At 61.0% G+C, this 21,764-nt stretch carries 16 protein-coding genes; 9 read left to right on the forward strand and 7 right to left on the reverse strand.

The genetic code is table 11. The features are described from left to right. The first annotated feature begins 340 nt into the window (after positions 1-340). Positions 341-694, forward strand: coding sequence for a DUF6124 family protein (locus AB4N42_RS27515; RefSeq protein WP_030139818.1), 354 nt, complete (start codon positions 341-343; stop codon positions 692-694). Positions 695-941: 247 nt separating this feature from the next. Here AB4N42_RS27515 and AB4N42_RS27520 read toward each other — a convergent pair whose 3' ends face one another. The 3 genes from AB4N42_RS27520 to AB4N42_RS27530 form a co-directional block, all read right to left on the reverse strand. After that, complete coding sequence (locus AB4N42_RS27520) at positions 942-2,531, reverse strand: peptide chain release factor 3 (RefSeq protein ID WP_030139817.1); 1,590 nt, start codon at positions 2,529-2,531, stop codon at positions 942-944. Between the two features lie 215 nt (positions 2,532-2,746). Continuing rightward, the gene (locus AB4N42_RS27525) at positions 2,747-3,076 is read right to left on the reverse strand and encodes an XRE family transcriptional regulator (protein ID WP_030139816.1); all 330 of its coding nucleotides are present in this window, start codon (positions 3,074-3,076) and stop codon (positions 2,747-2,749) included. A 4-nt stretch (positions 3,077-3,080) separates the two neighbouring features. Continuing rightward, positions 3,081-3,290: a type II toxin-antitoxin system RelE/ParE family toxin gene (locus tag AB4N42_RS27530; protein ID WP_080628550.1), complete on the reverse strand. Its 210-nt coding sequence runs from the start codon at positions 3,288-3,290 to the stop codon at positions 3,081-3,083. Between the two features lie 375 nt (positions 3,291-3,665). On the opposite strand from AB4N42_RS27530, the gene AB4N42_RS27535 reads away from it, so the two are divergent. The 8 genes from AB4N42_RS27535 to AB4N42_RS27570 all read left to right on the forward strand — a co-directional run bounded on the left by AB4N42_RS27535 (position 3,666) and on the right by AB4N42_RS27570 (position 14,120). After that, a complete protein-coding gene (locus tag AB4N42_RS27535) occupies positions 3,666-4,355 on the forward strand; it encodes an ABC transporter permease (RefSeq protein WP_460116422.1) in 690 nt (229 codons plus the stop codon). A gap of 24 nt (positions 4,356-4,379) precedes the next feature. Further along, the gene (locus AB4N42_RS27540; RefSeq protein ID WP_460115599.1) at positions 4,380-5,282 is read left to right on the forward strand and encodes a glycine betaine ABC transporter substrate-binding protein; all 903 of its coding nucleotides are present in this window, start codon (positions 4,380-4,382) and stop codon (positions 5,280-5,282) included. A 15-nt stretch (positions 5,283-5,297) separates the two neighbouring features. Beyond that, positions 5,298-5,951, forward strand: a complete 654-nt coding sequence (locus AB4N42_RS27545; protein ID WP_217861245.1) for an ABC transporter permease — start codon at positions 5,298-5,300, stop codon at positions 5,949-5,951. Continuing rightward, positions 5,948-7,105 carry an osmoprotectant ABC transporter ATP-binding protein OsmV gene (locus tag AB4N42_RS27550; protein ID WP_198797779.1) on the forward strand — a complete coding sequence of 386 codons (1,158 nt, stop codon included), beginning with the start codon at positions 5,948-5,950 and terminating at the stop codon, positions 7,103-7,105. Before AB4N42_RS27545 ends, AB4N42_RS27550 begins: the two co-directional genes overlap by 4 nt. Before the next feature lie 540 nt (positions 7,106-7,645). Continuing rightward, positions 7,646-8,809 (forward strand): type III PLP-dependent enzyme, encoded by a 1,164-nt coding sequence (locus tag AB4N42_RS27555; protein ID WP_030139810.1) that lies wholly within the window; start codon positions 7,646-7,648, stop codon positions 8,807-8,809. 225 nt (positions 8,810-9,034) lie between these two features. Beyond that, complete coding sequence (locus AB4N42_RS27560; protein ID WP_460115600.1) at positions 9,035-9,340, forward strand: hypothetical protein; 306 nt, start codon at positions 9,035-9,037, stop codon at positions 9,338-9,340. A gap of 7 nt (positions 9,341-9,347) precedes the next feature. Further along, the gene (locus AB4N42_RS27565) at positions 9,348-11,315 is read left to right on the forward strand and encodes an alpha-xenorhabdolysin family binary toxin subunit A (RefSeq protein ID WP_460115601.1); all 1,968 of its coding nucleotides are present in this window, start codon (positions 9,348-9,350) and stop codon (positions 11,313-11,315) included. Positions 11,316-11,594: 279 nt separating this feature from the next. Further along, positions 11,595-14,120, forward strand: a complete 2,526-nt coding sequence (locus AB4N42_RS27570; RefSeq protein ID WP_460115602.1) for a PepSY domain-containing protein — start codon at positions 11,595-11,597, stop codon at positions 14,118-14,120. A gap of 120 nt (positions 14,121-14,240) precedes the next feature. On the opposite strand, the gene AB4N42_RS27575 is transcribed toward AB4N42_RS27570, so the two are convergent. From AB4N42_RS27575 to ptsP, 4 genes are all read right to left on the reverse strand, one after another. Then, on the reverse strand, positions 14,241-15,782 hold the full coding sequence (locus AB4N42_RS27575) for an alkaline phosphatase D family protein (protein WP_460115603.1): 1,542 nt from the start codon (positions 15,780-15,782) through the stop codon (positions 14,241-14,243). Positions 15,783-15,974: 192 nt separating this feature from the next. Then, a complete protein-coding gene (locus tag AB4N42_RS27580) occupies positions 15,975-17,720 on the reverse strand; it encodes a PTS fructose-like transporter subunit IIB (RefSeq protein WP_030139806.1) in 1,746 nt (581 codons plus the stop codon). A 14-nt stretch (positions 17,721-17,734) separates the two neighbouring features. Next, a complete protein-coding gene (gene pfkB / locus AB4N42_RS27585; protein ID WP_217861240.1) occupies positions 17,735-18,676 on the reverse strand; it encodes a 1-phosphofructokinase in 942 nt (313 codons plus the stop codon). Continuing rightward, positions 18,676-21,540, reverse strand: coding sequence for a phosphoenolpyruvate--protein phosphotransferase (gene ptsP / locus AB4N42_RS27590; RefSeq protein WP_460115604.1), 2,865 nt, complete (start codon positions 21,538-21,540; stop codon positions 18,676-18,678). Before ptsP ends, pfkB begins: the two co-directional genes overlap by 1 nt. Positions 21,541-21,764 lie beyond the last annotated feature (224 nt).

Here is a 21,764-nt window from a genome sequence, read left to right on the forward strand (position 1 = left end):
CAGACAAATACCCGGTAACACGGAACGCTCGTCCCGAGGCTACGTTGCCTTGCGCCTTTGCCTACAACTAAGCCAGAATCCGCCCGCTTGTGCGCTTTGGGGTGGGTCTTTATGGTTACCGGGTCGCTGAAATTCAGCGGTCGGGTTTAGCGACCTGAACCATAGGCACGTAAGCAGCCATCCTTATTGCGGGATCTCACCGCAATCGTTATGGCGGCTGTATGTGGGAGACCTTCGGGTCTACCGGGTGCCTATGTCCGGTTCGCTAACCTGCGTACAGTCGCCACCATTCTGTTTAGCGACAGGTCTTGGCGGCTTCTATTCCCATAGGAGCATCACCATGTTCAAAGCCACACCGAACCCACCCGAATCAGACCCCACCTCTGCCTATTCCAGCCTAGACCCGGAAAAATTCCACGAAGCCACTGAGCGGGCGCTCGATTATTACTTGAAGCCGGAACAGGCCAAGAAAGAACCGCCAGCGCGCCAGCTCTTCACTGTGGTGGAAGGGGTCGATAGCGAAAGCCTGCTCGCCAACCTCAGCGAAAACCTCGCCTCCGCCAACGCCATGATCAGCGACCTGGCATTCGACCTTGAAGGCTCTCGCCGACAGGTTGCGATGGGTATTCTTCAGGTGATCGAGATGAGTGAATTGCTGGCGAATCGGGCGCTGGATATCGTCGATCCGCGTTAGCGACTGGCCCTAAAGAGAGGGCTGACGAGCCGTGCGCCAGCCCGCTTTCATGCAAGCCGACCCACCGCTTTCGCGAGCAAGCTCGCTCCCACAGGAAATTGTGGCTGACCGGGAGATTGAGGATCTGACACAAAACCAATGTGGGAGCGAGCTTGCTCGCGAAGACGGCGGCACATTCAACATAAATGCTGACTGGTCCAGCGCTATCGCGAGCAGGCTCGCTCCCACAATGGGTCACACTTACTGCTTAGTGATGCTCCCGCGTCGCGCGGAATTTCACGTCTGGCCAGCGCTCTTCCATCAGCGCCAGGTTCACCCGCGTAGGCGCCAGGTAGGTCAAATGTCCACCACCATCCAGCGCAAGGTTTTCCACAGCCTTGTTGGAGAATTCCTCGAGCTTCTTCTTATCACCGCATTCGACCCAACGCGCCGAGTACACGGTGATCGGCTCGTAGGAGCACTCGACCTTGTATTCCTCTTTCAAGCGACTGGCGACGACGTCGAACTGCAGCACACCGACGGCGCCGAGGATGATGTCGTTGCTGCGCTCCGGGAAGAACACCTGGGTGGCGCCCTCTTCGGCCAGTTGCTGCAGGCCTTGGCGCAGTTGCTTGGACTTGAGCGGATCCTTCAGGCGCACGCGGCGGAACAGTTCCGGGGCGAAGTGCGGGATGCCAGTGAAGCCCAAGGCCTCGCCTTCGGTGAAGGTGTCGCCGATCTGGATGGTGCCGTGGTTGTGCAGGCCGATGATGTCACCGGCGAAGGCCTCTTCCAGTTGCTCGCGCTCCGAGGAGAAGAAGGTCAAGGCGTCGCCGATGCGCACGTCCTTGCCGGTGCGCACATGGCGCATCTTCATGCCTTTTTCGTACTTGCCGGAGCAGATGCGCATGAAGGCGATGCGGTCGCGGTGCTTGGGGTCCATGTTCGCCTGGATCTTGAACACGAAGCCCGAGAACTTCTCTTCCACCGGCTCCACGGTGCGCTCGTTGGCAACACGCGGCAGCGGGCGCGGGGCCCAATCGACCACGGCGTCGAGCACATGGTCGACGCCGAAGTTGCCCAGGGCGGTGCCGAAGAACACCGGGGTCAGCTGGCCGTCGATGAATTCCTGCTGGTTGAATTCATGGCAGGCGCCCTGCACCAGCTCCAGTTGCTCGACAAAACGATCGTACTCGTCGCCCAGGTGGGCGCGGGCTTCGTCGGAGTCGAGCTTCTCGATGATCTTGACCTCGGTGCGCTCGTGCCCGTGACCGGCGGTGTAGACGATGATGTAGTCGTCGGCCAGGTGGTACACGCCCTTGAAGTCGCGGTAGCAACCGATCGGCCAGGTGATCGGCGCGGCCTTGATCTTCAGGACCGCTTCGATCTCGTCGAGCAGTTCGATCGGGTCGCGGATGTCGCGGTCGAGTTTGTTGATGAAGCTGACAATCGGCGTATCACGCAGACGGCAGACGTCCATCAGCGCGATGGTCCGTGGCTCGACGCCCTTACCGCCGTCGAGGACCATCAAGGCCGAGTCCACCGCGGTCAGGGTGCGGTAGGTGTCTTCGGAGAAGTCTTCGTGGCCCGGGGTGTCGAGCAGGTTGATCATGTGATCGCGATACGGGAACTGCATGACCGACGTGGTAATGGAGATACCCCGCTGCTTTTCCATTTCCATCCAGTCGGAAGTGGCATGGCGGTCGGACTTGCGGGATTTCACCGTGCCGGCCACCGCAATCGCCTTGCCCATCAGCAAGAGCTTCTCGGTGATGGTGGTCTTACCGGCATCGGGGTGGGAAATAATGGCAAACGTGCGTCTGGCATTGACTTCATTGACAATTTTGCTGTCGGACATCGTTCAAAATCTCGATTGTGCATGCTGTTATGCACACACTGAAAAAATTTGCTTTTGGCCGATTGCACAGGCCAGTACAGGGAACCGCGCATTGTAACAAAGGGCGGACGGGAGTGCTCGGTACGATGCCCGATAGCGCTTGGCTGGAACTGCGCCCTCGCCGAAAGAGGTTGACTGAAAAACCAAAAGGCCATCCGTCTGGATGGCCTTTTTTCTTACTTGAAGTCCGCGTTCAGGTCACGAAGACCTTCCAGCTTCACGGGGCCACGACCTGGAAGCCGGGCAACCAATTCCAGCGTTCCCCCCATAGCCTCAACGTATTCACGCAGCGTAGAGAGCAGCATGTCGGTACGCTTCTCCACTTTAGAGACGTTGCCTTGCTTCATGTGGAGAAGACCGGCCATAGTCTCCTGCGTGAGATTCAGCTCCTTGCGCAGTTCCTGCAGGGTCATCTGTTCTGCAATGAGCTCTGCGCCGCGCTGTTCGATCTTCTGTCGACGGGCCGCGGGAAGCCCTTTCATAATCTCGTCGATTGACTTAGCCATTGCCTTACCCTTTCTTCAGTGTGCTCAGGTGCCGGTCAAAGCGGACATCTGCTGTCTTGATCAAGTCCTTATAGAATTTTTTCTGGCTGCCGCCTGACTTGTCATCACCCACCAGCAGGACTGCTTTCCTTTCCGGATCGAACGCGAAAGCCACACGCCAGACCCCGTTATCAGCCTTGAAACGCCAATCCTGCCCGATCCCGGCCAGTTCCATACGGGATGTTTGGTCATGGGAAATCGCCTGGCGAGTGAGTCAAAAAAAGGGCAGAAACTATAGCCCAACGTGTACCAGGCACCGAACCGTTGAGCACATCCGGGGTGGCCAAATGCTGCTCAGGATGGGAACCTTTTGCCCCGTGGAGGCGTCCACCCCCTGATACGAGCAACCGTCAGGGCCTTGAAAATCAGCAAGTTAGCCTGACGAGGCTGCGCTCATGGCTCGCTTCGACGTCGTTTTACCGGCCTCGAAAAGAGCTGCTTCTCGCGAACGTTTTCCCGGCAACCCACGAGGGTCTGCCGCCCGGGAAAGCGTGCGCCGACTGAAAGACAAAGGAGTCCGCCTGTGGCTATCCGCTATGGCAAAGGGCTTATGGGGGGTGCGGTCGTCGTCGCCCTTCTTGCCCTGTTGGTCCACTGGATCGGCATCGATACGATCCAACGTTACCGCGACGATCTGCTGTTCTACCTGCAAGCGCACCTGATGCTTGTCCTGGCCTCCATGCTGGCGGCCCTGATCGTCGGCATCCCCGCCGACATCGCCCTCAGCCGCCCCGGCATGGTCGGGCGTGCCGAACGCTTCATGCAAGTGTTCAACATCGGCAACACCGTTCCGCCCCTGGCTGTGCTGGCCATCGCCCTCGGCATCCTGGGGATCGGCAGCGGGCCCGCCATCTTTGCCCTGTTCCTCGCCTCGTTGCTGCCCATCGTGCGCAACACCTATGAAGGCCTGAAAAACGTCCAGGGGTCCCTCAAGGAAGCCGCCGTCGGCATCGGCATGACCCCGCGCCAAGTGCTGTGGAAAGTCGAATTGCCCAACGCCGTGCCGATCATCATCGGCGGCGTGCGCGTGGCCCTGGCGATCAACGTCGGCACAGCCCCGCTGGCATTTTTGATCGGCGCCAACAGCCTCGGCAGCCTGATCTTTCCTGGCATTGCCTTGAACAACCAGCCGCAATTGCTGCTCGGCGCCGCTTGCACCGCCCTGCTCGCGTTGCTGCTCGACGGCCTGGTGACACTGGCCAGCCGCCTCTGGCTGGAACGCGGTCTGCGACCGTCCTGAGCCTGGCTGGATAAAGGAATCGTTATGAAGAAGTTGAGCTTGATCCTGGGCTGCCTGCTGCTGTTCGCAGGGGTTGCCCAAGCCGCAGAAAAACCGCTGATCCGCCTCGGCGCCCGGGTGTTCACCGAGCAGACCTTGCTGGCGGAAATCACCGCGCAATACCTGCGCAATAAAGGCTATGACGCGCAAATCACTGGCGGACTGGGCAGTAACCTGGCCCGTAGCGCCCATGAAACCGGGCAACTGGATTTGCTTTGGGAATACACAGGCGTGTCATTGGTGGCCTACAACCATGTCACCGAGAAACTCGACAGCGCCCAGTCCTATGCCCGAGTAAAAGAACTCGACGCGAAAAAAGGCCTGGTCTGGCTGACGCCGTCGAAATTCAGCAACACCTACGCCTTGGCCTTGCCGGAAAAAGTCGCGAAGAAGTACCCGCAGATCAATTCCATCAGCCAGTTGAACACCATGTTGCAGGCCGAGGCCGACGAAAACCACCTGGTGGCCCTGGACACCGAGTTCGCCAATCGCTCCGACGGTCTGGCCGGCATGGTCGAGCAGTACGGCATGAACCTGACCCGCAAAAATATCCGCCAGATGGACGCGGGCCTGGTCTACACCGCGCTGCGCAACAGCCAGGTATTCGCCGGCTTGGTCTACACCACCGATGGGCGCTTGAACGCTTTCAAGCTGAAGCTGCTGGAAGATGACAAGCATTACTTCCCCGACTACACCGCCGCGCCCGTGGTGCGCCAGGCGTTCCTCGACGCGCACCCGCAACTGGCCGCGCAGCTCAAGCCGCTGGCCGAGCTGTTCGACGACGAAACCATGCGCCAGCTCAACGCTCGCGTGGACGTCGATCATGAAAGCCCTTCCGCCGTTGCCGCCGATTTCCTGCGCCAGCATTCGCTGCTCTCAACCCAATGACCTGGAGGAAAAGCCATGGATTTTCTTGACGCCTTTTCCCATCTGGACTGGCCGCTGGTGCTGCACCTGACCTGGCAGCACATCACCCTGGTGGGCATCGCCGTGACCCTGGCGATCGTCATCGGTGTGCCGCTGGGCATTTTCATGACCCGCTTCCCAACGCTCGCCGGCCCGTTGCAGGCCAGCGCCACGGTGCTGCTGACGATTCCGTCGATCGCCCTGTTCGGCCTGCTGTTGCCGTTCTACTCCAAATTCGGCCAGGGCCTGGGGCCGATGCCAGCGATTACCGCGGTGTTTCTCTATTCGTTGTTGCCAATCATGCGCAACACCTACCTGGCCCTGACCGGCGTCGAACCGGGCATTCGTGAAGCCGCCCGCGGCATCGGCATGACCTTCGGCCAGCGCCTGCGCATGGTCGAACTGCCCATCGCCGTGCCGGTGATCCTGGCCGGCGTGCGCACCGCCGTGGTCATGAACATCGGTGTCATGACCATCGCCGCCACCATCGGCGCCGGTGGCCTAGGTGTGCTCATCCTCGCTTCCATCAGCCGCAGCGACATGTCGATGCTGATCGTCGGCGCCGTGCTGGTCAGTCTCCTGGCCATCTTCGCCGACCTGCTTCTGCAATGGCTGCAACGCTCGCTGACTCCTAAAGGACTCCTCAAATGATCGAACTTCAAAACCTCAGCAAAACCTTCAAGAGCAACGGCAAGGATGTGAAAGCCGTGGACTCGGTGAACCTGACCGTCAACGAAGGCGAGATCTGCGTGTTCCTCGGGCCGTCGGGCTGTGGCAAGAGCACCACGCTGAAGATGATCAACCGGCTGATCCCGCCGACTTCGGGCAAGGTCTTGATCAACGGCGAAGACACCACCGGCCTCGACGAAGTGACCCTGCGCCGCAACATCGGCTACGTGATCCAGCAGATCGGTCTGTTCCCGAACATGACCATCGAGGAAAACATCACCGTCGTCCCGCGCCTGCTCGGCTGGGATAAACAGAAGTGCCACGACCGCGCCCGCGAATTGATGAGCATGATCAAGCTCGAACCCAAGCAATACCTGCACCGCTACCCGCGTGAATTATCGGGTGGCCAGCAGCAACGGATCGGTGTGATCCGCGCCTTGGCGGCCGATGCGCCGCTGTTGCTGATGGACGAACCGTTCGGCGCGGTCGACCCGATCAACCGCGAGATGATCCAGAACGAGTTCTTCGAGATGCAACGGGCGCTGAACAAGACCGTGATCATGGTCAGCCACGACATCGACGAGGCCATCAAGCTGGGGGACAAGATCGCGATCTTCCGCGCCGGCAAGCTGGTGCAGTGCGATCACCCGGACACGTTGCTGGCGCACCCGGCCGACGAGTTCGTCAGCAACTTCGTCGGCCAGGACAGCACGCTCAAGCGCCTGCTGCTGGTCAAGGCCGAAGACGCGGCGGACAACGCCCCGTCGGTCAGCCCCGAAACGCCGGTGAGCGAGGCGCTGGAGTTGATGGACGAACATGACCGGCGCTACGTGGTGGTCACCTGTGCCGAGAACAAGGCCCTAGGGTATGTGCGTCGTCGCGACCTGCACCGTCAGACCGGTACCTGCGGACAATTCCTGCGGGAATTCAACGCCACCGCAGCCTACGACGAGCACCTGCGGATCCTGCTGTCGCGCATGTACGAGTTCAATCGCTCGTGGCTGCCGGTGCTGGACGCCGAGCGGGTGTTCCTGGGCGAAGTGACCCAGGAATCGATTGCCGAGTACTTGAGCTCCGGCAAGTCCCGTGGGGGCAAGACCAGTATTGTTTCGCCGGCTGAGACTGCCTCAGTCTGACCAAGCACGGCTGCTTTTTGTGGCGAGGGAGCTTGCTTGTGGCGAGGGGATTTATCCCCGTTGGACTGCGAAGCAGTCCTGAGACCCGCCACTGCGGTGTGTCAGGTTTAGAGCATTTCAGCCTTTGGGGCTGCTGCGCAGCCCAGCGGGGATAAATCCCCTCGCCACAAAAGCAACGCACATTGCGCCAACTCGAAAACCGATCCAAGGGAACATCAACCTGTCACACCGGTCGGTTACATCATGGGCTGTCGCGCACCGCACGACGGAGACGTGCAAAAACGCGACATTTTTAGTTGATCTCAGGCCCCTCACGCCCTAAAGTTCGCGCCGAACGTCCATGCTGGAAACGATCCATCCGGCTCAAGTACTGACGACGAGACAGCAAGGCCAAGGGCATCATGCATCCCGTGGCCTTTTTGCTTTCGGCGACATGCCTTGGGAAGTAGGCGAACCAAAGTGGGGATACGGAGGACGTTCGCGGGGGCAGCTTGCCCTCAAACCCATTGATCCTGATGTTTGCCAGTAGGAGTCCCAAGTATGTCGATCCAGGTCGAAGATTATTTCGCGCGCGAAACTTTCCAGAAAATGAAAGCGTTCGCCGACAAGCAGGAAACCCCGTTCGTGGTGATCGACACCGCGATGATCGCCCAGGCCTACGACGACCTGCGCGCCGGTTTCGAATTCGCCAAGGTCTACTACGCCGTCAAGGCCAACCCGGCGGTGGAAATCATCGACCTGCTCAAGGAAAAAGGTTCGAACTTCGACATTGCCTCGATCTACGAGCTGGACAAGGTCATGAGCCGTGGCGTCGGCCCGGAGCAGATCAGCTACGGCAACACCATCAAGAAATCCAAGGACATCCGTTACTTCTACGAGAAGGGCGTGCGCCTGTATGCCACCGACTCCGAAGCCGACCTGCGCAACATCGCCAAGGCCGCGCCGGGCTCGAAGGTCTATGTGCGGATCCTCACCGAAGGCTCGACCACCGCTGACTGGCCGTTGTCGCGCAAGTTTGGCTGCCAGACCGACATGGCCATGGACCTGCTGATCCTGGCCCGCGACCTGGGCCTGGTGCCGTACGGCATCTCGTTCCACGTCGGCTCGCAACAGCGCGACATCAGCGTCTGGGACGCTGCCATCGCCAAGGTCAAGGTAATCTTCGAGCGTTTGAAAGAAGAAGACGGCATCGTCTTGAAGCTGATCAACATGGGCGGCGGCTTCCCGGCCAACTACATCACCCGCACCAACAGCCTGGAAACCTATGCCGAGGAAATCATCCGTTTCCTCAAGGAAGACTTCGGCGACGACTTGCCGGAAATCATCCTGGAGCCGGGCCGTTCGTTGATCGCCAACGCTGGGATCCTGGTCAGCGAAGTGGTGCTGGTGGCGCGCAAGTCCCGCACCGCCGTCGAGCGTTGGGTGTACACGGACGTGGGCAAGTTCTCCGGCCTGATCGAAACCATGGACGAAGCCATCAAGTTCCCGATCTGGACCGAGAAGAAAGGCGAGATGGAAGAAGTGGTCATCGCCGGCCCGACCTGCGACAGCGCCGACATCATGTATGAAAACTACAAGTACGGTTTGCCGTTGAACCTGGCCATTGGTGATCGCTTGTATTGGTTGTCGACCGGTGCCTACACCACCAGCTACAGCGCGGTGGAGTTCAATGGCTTTCCGCCGTTGAAGTCGTACTACGTGTAAATACCGTAAAAACAAAAAAGGCCCGATTCCACGGGCCTTTTTTTATGCCTGTCACAAACACCCGCACAGGTAGTTGACACTTCAAACGCGGCGTTAATGCTCAATCCCCATCGACGCGCCACTACGTTACAGGTCGCAAACCTTTTTTACTTAACTTCACCGGAAGTCGCCACTAACCTCCCACCCACGGCATGATGCCGCGACGCAATAAAAAAGGAATTTTATATGTCAATCCTTGACGAAACCCCTATCGCTTCCAGGGCGTTCAATACGTTAACAACACAATTCATGGGTGCTGTTTCCGGAACGCTTCCCGGGGTCGAACGAGAAAAAGGCCTATTGGTCACTCACGACGACATCAGAAATATTAAACGCTACATAATGCGAGGCTTGGCGTTGCCGACGAATGCAGCAGAAATAGAGCAGATCTATAAATACGATCAACTCAATGTCAATGGTCTTCGCTCTGCCGATATGCAAGTCCTGTACACGTCAATAAAAAAGCCATTCCGAAACCTGGTCGAAAATTGAAGCAGGCATGAAAACAGTCGGCTCGGACCTCCACGTATTCGCTGACAATCTGATCTTTATCAGCAACGAAATTATTCAATATCTTAATACAATACCCAGCTTTATTTCCGGTGCCAGAAAAATCGGCCACCTGTCGCCCGAGGAGATAGAAAACCTTCCGGAAATACAGCTGACGCCCGAGGAGCTGCCAAGATCCTATAACTTGCCGGGGCTGACCGACCAACTTAAAGAGTTGATCGAGGAACGCAGCAAGAGCACTCATACTGTAAAGGCTCAAATCACCCGATTCAAAGACGCTATTAACCACTCGATAAAACCTGCCCTGGATCTGAAACTGGCTTTGATCAATAGTCAGGATTTTGGCGAGGATACAATAAGACAAAACGAGCAGCTCCTGGTGCTAAGCGAGCGAATAAAGGGCCGGCAGGCTGAGATCGAGAGTTATTCCAAGAAAAAATGGTGGGGGCTGGTCGGAGGCCTGCCTGGCCTGGTCGTTACCACCACGGTCTTCGGCAAAAAAGCCCAGAGGGCCCGCCGGTACCAGCAAGAGTTAATAGATGAACGGCGAACTATCGAGGAAACGCTCCGAACCAATCATAAGCTCTTGGCGCATTTAAACTCACTCGAAACAGATATGCATGAGTTGAAAGCTCGAGTGGAAAGCGCCGCCGGCAGTTCCTCGAACCTCGAAAGCCTGTGGGAACTTATCCAGACTTATATCGATACTTCCTGCAGCCGGGTGAACGGCGTGACAAATGCAATGTATCTGGTCTCCTTTGCCGCTCGGCTCAGCACCATGGCGTATAACTGGACGCGCATCAAAGAACAAGCGCATGATTTATTGACGGCTTTCAACAACGCCACCAATGAAACTTTATTCCTCGGCGCCTTTAAACCCACGCCCCTGCAAACTCTCTCTCTCAGCTCAGCGCTCCTGCCCCCCACATTCGAGAATTACGCAATGTCCCGCACTCACTCCATTGAGACCGAAACCGGTTATACCTTACCGGATATTAAAGAGATCCAGGCTTACCGCGCCCAACTCAATCACAAGATCAGTATGTTGAGCAATCTATACATTCCGGCCCTCGCTGAGGAATTCACTGCACTTCGCAAAGCGCTCAGCAACACCGACGACCAAGCGAAACGCGCCGCTACTCAGATTCCCGTTGCGTTACAAGCGAACCAAATAGTGCGGTTGCACGGCGTGATTGAAAAGCTTCGGGAAAACCCCACACCCGAAGAGCAAGAAGCTATTGAAAGTTTCAGCCAGGAAATCAAGCAACTCATCGACGACGCCTTGTCTGAAACAGATAAACACGTGGTCGCACTCGATAAAAGCCTGACGAGCCTGAACGCTGTCACGCTCAGCGACAATGAGCACCGGACCCGAGAACTGGACGACACTATCAACAAGACCGAGTTACGGGCGGGCAATGAACAAACGACGATACGACGCCTGGTTGTACAAGAAACGAAACTGAACGAGAGCATCAAGCTGCTCGAATCGACCAATGGCTTTTCGCTAATCAAGCATCTGCTGCTTACGGCCGGTACCCTTGGCTTAATGAGTCTATCCCCGCCACAACTCAAGCTCATTCGACAGGGTGTAGACGTGGCAGGCAAACTGCTTGGCCTCGTCGTCGGCAGCATCAAATATGACAACCTGATCGAAGCCAGGCACCAACTACAAATACAGCTGGATCGGCATCGCGAGACATCGGCGCTCACCCAGAAAGAGCTCGGTGTGCTCAGGAATCGCCACCAACTGCTGGTCGAAGCACAATCGGTTCCACCGTTAAGAGAAGCTTATAGCCACGAAATCAGCCAGCTGTCCGGCTCCATCGGCCACTTTCTGAACCTCAACAACCATGGCACCTCCGCAGAGCTCGAGACCGTTATCCTGACATTCCTGAGGGAATCAGCCGTCCTTGCCGATCATTTGAATAGCTTTCGCCAGGAATGGCGCCATTAAGTAAACGCTTAAAAAAGCGAGCGGAAACAACTGTACTTCGCTGTCCAATCCGGCCCCGAACGATCCTTGGAACGGCGCGATTTCCCGCAACTACGCTAGCACTGACACCACCAGCGTCACGCGTGCGCTCTTCCCTCGCCACAAAGGAACGCTGCAGGCCAAAAAAACCCCGCTCATGCAAATGATCGGGGCTTTTAGGTGTGTTTATGAATGGTTCTCGATAACACACGGCATAATGCACGCCGTGACGAACAATCTTGAATGAACAAGGCGAGCAACGTGTTTAAGAAAACCCTGTTCCAGTTGCATTGGTTTTTCGGCGTCAGCGCTGGGCTGGTCCTGGCGTTGATGGGCATTACCGGTGCGGTGGTGTCGTTTCAGGACGAGATTCTGCGGGCGCTGAACCCGCAGGTGCTGACGGTTGAAAAGCAACCGGCGGGCGTCCTGCCGCCCGCTGAACTGGTGGAACAGATCGAAGCCGCGTCCGGCAAGACCGTCAACATGCTCTGGGTCGACACTGATAGCGGCAATGCCGCACGGGCGATCTTCACGGCTCCGCCCGGAGAGAAACGCGGGCCGATGCGTTATTTCAATCCCTACAACGCACAGTTCATGGGCGATGTGGTGGGCCAGGACTTCTTTGGCCTGGTGCTGCGCCTGCACCGCGTCCTGACCCTGGACGACGTGGGCCGGCAGATCACCGGTGCCTGCACGCTGATCCTGATTTTTTTCTGCCTGTCCGGGCTGTACCTGCGTTGGCCGCGACAATGGAAAAACTGGCGCGCCTGGCTGACCCTCGATTGGGCCAAGAAAGGTCGCAGTTTCAACTGGGACTTGCACTCGGTGGCGGGCACTTGGTGCCTGGTGTTCTACCTCCTGGCCGCCCTGACCGGGCTGACCTGGTCCTACGACTGGTACAACAAGGGCGTGACTCGCCTGCTCTCCGATTCGCCCAAGGATGAGCGCGTGCGCAACCGCGACCCCGTGCCAAACGGCCCGGCGCCGATTGCCGATTATCGGGCGATGTGGAGCAGCATCTACAGCGCCGCCGGTCCCGACCTGTCGGCCTATAACGTGCGCATGCCGCCGGTAGCCGGGCAACCGGCGACCGTCTTCTATCTGTTGAAAAACTCGCCCCATGACCGCGCACTGAACCAACTCATCCTCGACCCGGCCACTGGCGCCATCAGCCGTCACAGCCGCTACAGCGACAAAAGTCTCAAGGCCCAATTGCTGACGAGCATCTACGCGCTGCATGTCGGCAGTTATTTCGGGTTGGTCGGCCGGATCCTGATGACGGTTGCCGCGCTGGCCATGCCGTTGTTTTTCATCACCGGCTGGCTGCTGTACCTGGACCGCCGACGCAAGAAGCGCCAGGTCCGCCAGGCTCGCCAGGCATTGGCCGAACGCCCTGGTGATGCCCCGGCATGGTTGATCGGCTTCGCCAGCCAAAGCGGATTCGCTGAGCAATTGGCCTGGCAGACTGCCGGCCAACTCCAGGCCGCCGGGCTGCCGGTAAAGGTCCAGCCACTGGCTGGCGTCAGTGAGCAGGATCTGAACAGCGCCACCCGCGCGCTGTTTGTCGTCAGTACGTTTGGCGACGGTGAAGGCCCCGACAGCGTTCGTGGTTTCGAACGCAAGGTGCTGGGCCAGGCCCTGAGCCTGGAGCGGCTGCAATATTCGGTACTGGGCCTGGGCGACCGCCAATACGAGAACTTCTGCGGCTTCGCCCGGCGCCTGCATGCCTGGCTGGCGGAGCACGGCGGCAAGACGCTGTTTGCGCCGGTGGAAGTGGACAGCGGCGACCCCTATGCCTTGAGGCACTGGCAGCAACAATTGGCCGAACTGACCGGCCACGCCCCGGCGGACGCCTGGCAGCCGCCAAGTTTCCAGAACTGGACGCTCGGCCAACGCACCCTGCTCAACCCCGACAGCAGCGGCTCGGGGGTGTATTTTCTGGGCCTCACCGCCCCTGGCCCGAGCAGTTGGCTGGCCGGCGACCTGGTGGAAATCCTGCCGCGCAATGATGCGTGGGCTATCGAACACTTCCTTGATGGCCTCGGCCTCTCCGGCCACGCTCGCGTGCAAATCGATGGTTTGTCCCAGAGCCTTGATCAAGCCCTGGCGACCCGCCAACTGCCAGAAAGCCGCGCCCATTTGGTAGGCCTGCACGCCCAGGCACTGGTGGAAGCACTGGCGCCGCTGGGGACGCGCGAATATTCCATCGCGTCGATCCCGGCCGACGGCGTACTGGAGTTGATCGTGCGCCAGGAACGTCATGCCGACGGCAGCCTGGGCGTCGGCTCCGGCTGGCTTACCGAGCATGCGCCGCTGGGCAGCACTATCAGCCTGCGAGTGCGCCGCAACAGCAGCTTCCATTTGCCGCCCCAGGGCGTGCCAATGATCCTGCTGGGCAACGGCACCGGCCTGGCCGGCCTGCGCAGCTTGCTCAAGGCCCGCGTCGCCGAGGGCATGCAGCGCAACTGGCTGCTGTTTGGCGAGCGCAACCGCGAGCACGACTTCCACTGTCGCCATGAGCTGCAGGAATGGGTCACCTCCGGCGACCTGGAGCGCCTGGACCTGGCCTTCTCCCGGGATCAGGAAGCGAAAATCTACGTTCAGGATCGCCTGCTGGAATCGGCGGCACTGCTCAAGCAGTGGCTGGCCGATGGCGCGGTGATCTATGTGTGCGGCAGCCTGCAAGGGATGGCGTCAGGGGTGGATCATGTGCTCAAACTGGTGCTGGGCCGAGAGGAAGTGGAAAAGCTGGTCGAGCAAGGGCGATATCGGCGGGATGTGTACTGATCCCGGCCACAACATCAATCCTGCTCGCGAAGGCGGCGTGTCAGTTTGCACAAGTGTTGCCTGGCACACCGCTTTCGCGAGCAGGCTCGCTCCCACATGGGTTCTGTAGTGGTCTCTGACTCAAACCGGCTGCAACTTCTTCTCGAACACCGCCAGGCCTTCCAGGTCCCGCAGCACTACGCTCATTTCGCCACTCTGCCCGTCGATGTTCACCTCGCCAAAGAACTGATAGCCGGCAAACGGCGAGGTGTTCTGGGCTGGCGGGGCTTTCTGGAACACCACTTCGGGGCCGAAGGTCTTGTCCAGGGCATTGGGCCCGAAGCTGCCGGCGTTCAATGGCCCGGCGACGAATTCCCAGAACGGTTCGAAATCCTGGAACGCGGCCTGTTCGGGGTGGTAGTGATGGGCGGCGCAATAGTGGACATCGGCGGTCAGCCAGACGTAGTTGCGCACCTGATGCTTGCGCAGGTAACCGAGCAGTTCGGCGATCTCCACTTCACGGCCCTGGGCCTGGCCCGGGTCACCGTTGGCGACCGCTTCCCAGCGCGGCACGCCGGGGCTGACCTCGCCATCCGGCACACCCAGGCCGATGGGCATGTCGGCGGCGATGACTTTCCACTGGGCGCGGGATTGCTTCAGCTCGCGCTTGAGCCAATCCAACTGTTCACGGCCAAGAAACGGTTTCGCCGCGCCGAGGTTGGCGTCATTGGCTTCGCGGTAGCTGCGCATGTCCAGCACGAAAACATCCAGCATCGGCCCGTAGCCGAGCTTGCGGTAGATGCGTCCGCCGCCATCGGCCTTCTGCAGGCGCATGGGCGCGTATTCCAACCAGGCTTGCCGTGCACGACCGACCAGGCTGTGGATGTCCTTGGTCTGGTAGCGCTCGTCCAGTTGCTTGCCCGGCGACCAGTTGTTGACCACTTCGTGGTCATCCCACTGCCAGATCTGCGGCACTTCGGCATTGAAACGGCGGACGTTTTCATCCATCAGGTTGTAGCGGTAGTTACCGCGATATTCGTCCAGCGTCTCGGCGACCTTGCTCTTGGCTTCGGTGGTGAGGTTGCGCCAGATGCGCCCGCCCTCGGTGGTGAGCTGCGCCGGCACCGGCCCGTCGGCGTAGATCGTATCGCCGCTGTGGATAAAAAAATCCGGCAGGCGCAGGCGCATGGCTTCGTAGATGCGCATGCCGCCGATGTCCGGGTTGATGCCGAAGCCCTGGCCGACGGTGTCGCCGCTCCAGACAAAACGAATGTTGCGCTTGAACTGCGGCACGCTGCGCAAATGCCCGAGCCAGGGCTCGCTGGCCACACCGCTCTGGGCGTCCTCGAAATGCACGCGGTAGAAAATCGCCTGGTCGGGCGGCAGGCCGGTGAGCTCGACCCGGGCGGTGAAATCGCTGCGGCTGTCGGCCAGCGCCGAGACAAAGCGCCGGGGGTTGGAAAACTGGCTGCGGGTGTCCCACTCCACCACCATCCGCGCCGGACGGTCGCTGCGACTCCAGATCATCGCGCGATCGCCCTGCAAGTCGCCCGACTGCACACCTTCGGTCAGCACGGGCCGGTCCTTGACCGAGGCGATCACCGCCGGGGCCAGCCCGGGCAGCAATAAACCGGCGCCTACGGCTTGCATCACACGGCGACGGCCCAGGTCGAATTCGCTCATGGTGTTCTCCTTGAAATGGGAAAACTTAAGCATGGCCGTGTGAAGTGGGTGTGACAGGGATTTTAGGCCGGCCCCAAAACCAACTGTGGGAGCGGGCTTGCTCGCGAAGACGGTGTGTCAGTCAACGAAAATGTTGTCTGACACACCGTCTTCGCGAGCAAGCCCGCTCCCACAGGTAGGGTATGACTTAAATCAGGCCTTCGCCGGCTCCAACGCCATTTCCACCACTTCCGGCCGCTTGAGCAGCGCATACGCCACGCCCGTCAACAGTGCGCCCGCCACGATCGCCAGCAAGTACAACAGCGCATGGTTGATGGCGTTGGGGATCAGCATCACGAACAACCCGCCGTGCGGTGCCATGAGCTTGCAGCCGAAGTACATCGACAGCGCCCCGGTCAGCGCGCCGCCGGCAATGCTGGCCGGGATCACCCGCAACGGGTCCTTGGCCGCGAATGGGATCGCGCCTTCGGAGATGAAGCACAGCCCCAGCACCAACGCCGCCTTACCGGCCTCGCGCTCGGTCTGGGCGAATTTGCGCCGGGCCAGGAAGGTGGCGATGCCCAAGCCAATGGGCGGTACCATCCCGGCGGCCATCGTCGCGGCCATTGGCGCGTAACTCTGGGAAGCCAGCAGCCCCACCGAGAACGCATAGGCTGCCTTGTTGATCGGCCCGCCGAGGTCGACGCACATCATTGCCCCCAACAGCACACCCAGCAGGATCGCGTTGGTGGTGCCCATGCTATCGAGGAAGTGGGTCAGCCCTTCGAGCATGCCCGCCACCGGCTTGCCGACGATGTAGATCATCACCAGGCCAGTGAACAGACTCGCCAGCAACGGAATGATCAGGATCGGCTTGAGCGCCTCCAGGCTCTGGGGCAGCCGCGCGTAACGGTTGATCGCCTTGGCGGCGTAGCCAGCGAGGAAGCCGGCGATGATCCCGCCAATGAACCCGGCGCCCAGGGTGCTGGCGAGCAGTCCGCCGATCATGCCGGGGGCCAGGCCCGGCCGGTCGGCGATGGAATAGGCGATGTAGCCGGCCAGCAGCGGCACCATCAACTTGAACGCGGTGTCGCCGCCGATCTGCATCAGCGCCGCCGCCAGGGTGCCGGGCTCCTTGAAGGCGGTGATGCCGAACACGAACGACAAGGCAATCATCAGGCCGCCCGCCACCACCATCGGCAGCATGAACGACACGCCCGTCAGCAAGTGTTTGTAGACGCCGCTTTTTTCCGCCTTCGCCGGCCCCGTGGAGGCGCCGCTCGCGGCACTTTCCTGCCGGCCTTCGGCCAAGGCTTTTTTCAGCGTGGCTTCGGCCTGCTTCAACGCAATACCGGTGCCGCAGCGGTAGATTTTCTTGCCGGCGAAACGCTCGGTGGCGACTTCAATGTCGGTCGCCAGCAACACCACATCGGCCTCGGCAATCGCCTCGGGACTGAGCGGATTGCGGGCTCCCACCGAGCCCTGGGTTTCGATCTTCAGGTCATAACCCAGGCGTGCCGCGGCCTGTTGCAAGGCTTCGGCGGCCATGAAGGTGTGGGCGACGCCGGTCGGGCACGCGGTAATGGCAACCAGGCGCGGAGCACGTTCGGTCGATGGCGCAGGCTCTTCGGCGAGCACGTCGGCCTCGCCCAGCACCTCGGCCTCTTCGGCACCGCGACGCAGTACGGCGTCAACGTCCTGTAGGGCCAGGGCCGGGGTGCTGCGGAACACCCGCTTGCCGACGAACCGCGACAGGTCCACCGGGCCGCTGGTGACCAGCAACACCCACTCGGCCGACTCCAGAGTCGCGGCTGACAATTGGCGTTCAGGATGGGCCGCGTCATGGACTTCGACACTGGTGCTCCAACCCTGGCGCTGCGCTGCCGCGTCCAGCAGGCGGGCACACAACACACTGGTGACCATGCCGTTCGGGCAGGCCGTCACAATGGCTAGTTTCATTCTTGCGAACCCTCTTATTGTTCTGTCAGGGGGCGCACGCGCACGCCCTGTTCAAGCGACGCCAGCAACGCGGTGTCGTGGATACCAAAACCGATCTGGGTGACCGCCATGGCGGCGATGGCCGTCGCGGTGCGCAGGGTTTGCTCCGGCGCGTGGGCACCGAGCAATCCGTGCAGCATGCCGGCCAGCAGCGAATCACCCGCGCCCACGGTACTGGCGACAGTCACCTTGGGCGGCGAGGCATGCAGCGCCGAACCGACGCTGAACCAATTCACACCGTCGGCGCCGTGGGAAATCACCACGTGTTCGACGCCTTGGGCATGCAGGCGCTGCGCCGCCTGGGCTTGGGCCAATTCCGTGACCACATCGCACCCCAGCGCATCGGCCAGTTCCTCGGTATTGGGCTTGATCAGCCATGGCCCCGCCGCCAGCGCAACGCGCAAGGCTTCGCCGCTGGTGTCGAGGGCAACGTTCAGGCCAAGCTTTTTCAACCGTGTGATCAGCGCCTGCAGCCATTGCGGACTGACGCCCCGGGGCAAGCTGCCGGCGACGACCACGGCGTCATGGCCAGGGGCGATTTGTTCGAGGCGCGCCAGCAACGCTTGTTGTGCGGCTTCATCGACCATCGGGCCAGGGCCGTTGAGGTCAGTAATGCGCCCGTCCTGTTCGGCCAGCTTGATGTTGCTGCGGGTTTCACCGGGAACGCGGATAAACGCGTCGACAAAGCCACGCTGGGCGAACAATGTCTCGAACACCTGGGCGTTGTCTTCGCCGAGAAAACCGCTGACGGTCAGCGTATGGCCGAGATCCGCCAACACCTGCGCCACGTTCACGCCCTTGCCGGCGGCATGGGCGTGCATGCCGTCGCTGCGGTTGACCTGGCCCGGTTCCAGGCGCGCCAACTCCACCGTGAGGTCGAGCGCCGGGTTGAGGGTCAGGGTAAGAATCTTCGCCATTACAGCGCCTCCACTAATGCGCGCACATCATCGGCGCTGCCCACGGCCAAGGCCTCTTGAGCCAGGGTTCGTACGTGCGCCAGGCTCAATTCGCGGACCCGCGCCTTGACCTCGGCAATGCTGCGGGCCGAGACACTCAACTCGTCCACGCCCAGGCCCACCAGCACCGGCACGGCCAGCGGATCGGCCGCCAGCTCGCCGCACACGCCGACCCATTTGCCATGGGCATGGGCGGCGCGCACGGTGATGTCGATCAGTTGCAGCACCGCTGGGTGCAAGCCATCGGCCTGGGCCGACAGGGTCGGGTGACCACGGTCGATCGCCAGGGTGTATTGGGTCAGGTCGTTGGTGCCGACGCTGAAGAAATCGACTTCCTTGGCGAGCACCGGCGCCAGCAGCGCGGCGGACGGCACTTCGATCATGATCCCCAGTTGCAGGTCCGCCACGGGGATTTCCCGGCGCAGTCGTTCGGTCATGTCCCGGGCCTGGCGCCACTCGTCGACGCTGCCGACCATGGGAAACATGATCCGCAGCGGACGGTTGTCTGCCGAGCGCAACAAGGCCCGCAGTTGCGCTTCCATGATATGCGGACGCTGCAAGGTCAGGCGGATGCCGCGCACGCCGAGGAACGGGTTTTCTTCCTTGGCGATTGGCCAATAGGGCAGCGGCTTGTCGCCGCCGACGTCAAGGGTACGCACCACCAGCGGCCGACCGGCCAGGCCATCGAGCACCTTGCGATATTCGGCTTCCTGGGTCGCTTCGTCCGGGGCCTCGGTGTGGGCCATGAAGATCAGCTCGGTGCGCAACAGGCCGATGCCTTCGGCGCCCTGCTCCACCGCGCCGGTGACGCCGACGCTTTCGCCGATGTTGGCGAATACTTCAACGGCGTGACCGTCACGGGTCAGCGCCGGTTGGTGCCGTTGCTCGGCGGCGACCTTGAGGCGCTGCTCGCGGGTGTCGCGTTCCTCTTTGGCGCGCTGCAACGTGGCGGCGTCCGGGTCGACATGCAGGCGACCGCGTTGGCCGTCCAGCAGCAATGACGTGCCCGGCGCCAACAGCAACACCGCAGCGCCTGCACCCACCAAGGCCGGGATGCCCAAGGCGCGGGCGACGATGGCACTGTGGGCGGTGGCGCCGCCGCGTGCGGTGAGAATCCCCGCCACCCGCGCCGGATCGAGGCGGGCGACGTCGGACGGGCCGACTTCGTCCATCACCAGAATGTAGGGTTGTTCGGGTTCAGCCGGGGTTTCGATGCCGCACAACTGCGCCAGCACCCGGCGGCCGACGTCCCGCAGATCGGCGGCACGCTCGGCGAGCAAGGCATCTTGCAAGGCTTCCTGTTCTTTCGCGGCGGCCTCGATCACGCCCATCCACGCCGCTTGTGCGCTCTCGCCCAGCTTCAGGCGGGTGTCGACTTCGTCGGTCAGTTCCGGGTCGTCGAGCATTTCCTGGTGGGTGATGAAAATCTCGCGGATGGCCTTGGCCTTGGCACGCTCGATCAGGCCCTCGATGTCCTGACGCACCTGGCTCAAGGCTTTTTGCAGGCGCTCGCGCTCGATCGCCGGGGACTCGCCACGCAGTGGATACTCGATGTCTTGCAGCACTTGGATATGCGCCGGACCGATGGCGATGCCCGGCGCGGCGGCGACGGCCTGGATCAGGCTGCCGGATTCCGGCGCGAGCAGCACGGTGGCAACTTCGGCAATGGTGGTTTCCCGTGGCGCGCTCGGTGGCGGCAGCGGTTCGACTTCTTCGCCGAGACCTTCTTCGACAGCGGCCAGCAACGCCGGCAACGCGTCGGCGGCAATGCCGGGTTCGGCAATGAATTCCAGGACCTGACCACGACGGGCGCCCAGGCTCAGCAGCTTGCTCAGGCTCTTCACCGACACGGCGCTGTCCTGGCCATCGACGATACGCACGCGGATCTCGCCTTCGAAGCTTTTCGCCAACTGGGCGAGAATCTTCGCCGGACGGGCATGCAACCCGTGGGCATTCGCCAGGCCGATGCGCGCGCTGGGCCAGTCGGCAGGCAACTCGCCGCCCAGCACTTCCAGGACCTTGCGGCTGCTGGTGGCACGGCCCAATTCATGGCCGCGACCTTCGATCAGCAACGCGCAAAGTCTTTCCAGCAAGGCTTGGTGAGCCTCGCCGAGGCTGGCCAGGCAGAACAATCCGCTCAAGGGTTGGCCGAGGTAACGAATGGGTTTGTCCGGCGTGACGAAGGCCAGGCCCGGACGCTTGACGGTCTGCTCGCTGTGCAGCCACCAGAGCCCGTCGCCGAGGGGCAACGCGTCGACCTGCTGCAACACGCCGGCAAAGCCGTTGCTCACGCAATCGGCCTGGCGCAACAGACGGGCGCCGCGCCAGACCAATTCTTCGAAATCGTCGGCCGACACACCGAGGCCGATCATCTGCGCATCCAGCGCCAGCTCCTGCGGCGCGCCCTGCAGCAATTTCAGCAGCGCTTCGGCGGAACCGGCGCGACGCAGGGCCTGGCCCAGGTCGGTCTCGCCGAGGGCGCGGGTCAGCAGTTGCAGCAGGCGCAAGTGTTCGTCGGACTTGGCCGCGATGCCGATCGCCAGGTAAACGATCTGGCCATCGCCCCAGTCCACGCCTTCAGGAAACTGCAGCAAGCGCACGCCGGTGGAATACACCAGGTCGCGGGTCTGCGGAGTACCGTGGGGGATGGCAATACCTTGGCCAAGAAAGGTCGAGCCCTGGGCCTCGCGGGCCTGCAACCCGGCAAGGTAGCCCTCGGCTACCAGCCCATCGGCCACCAGTTTGTCAGCGAGCAGTTGCAGCGCGGCGTCTTTATCCACAGCCACTTGGGCCATGGATATCTGCTCTAGAGTGAGCTCGAGCATGCTTTCTCCTTTTTGGCGTCCGGTTGGCGCCAGGTATTGTTTTGAATGAATCAGCTTAGCGTTGCAAAACGGCTTCCGGCGGTATCGCGGCAGCACCGACCAAAAACCTGAGAGCCTTGAAAATACGCCTGCTGAAACGTTTAATCTAGAAAGATTGGCACGTTACTCGATAATCTCTCATCCTTGAAGTGCAACTTGTCGAAAGCGTCTGGAGGGTGACCATC

It is taken from the genome of Pseudomonas sp. H2_D02 (genome assembly GCF_054677635.1).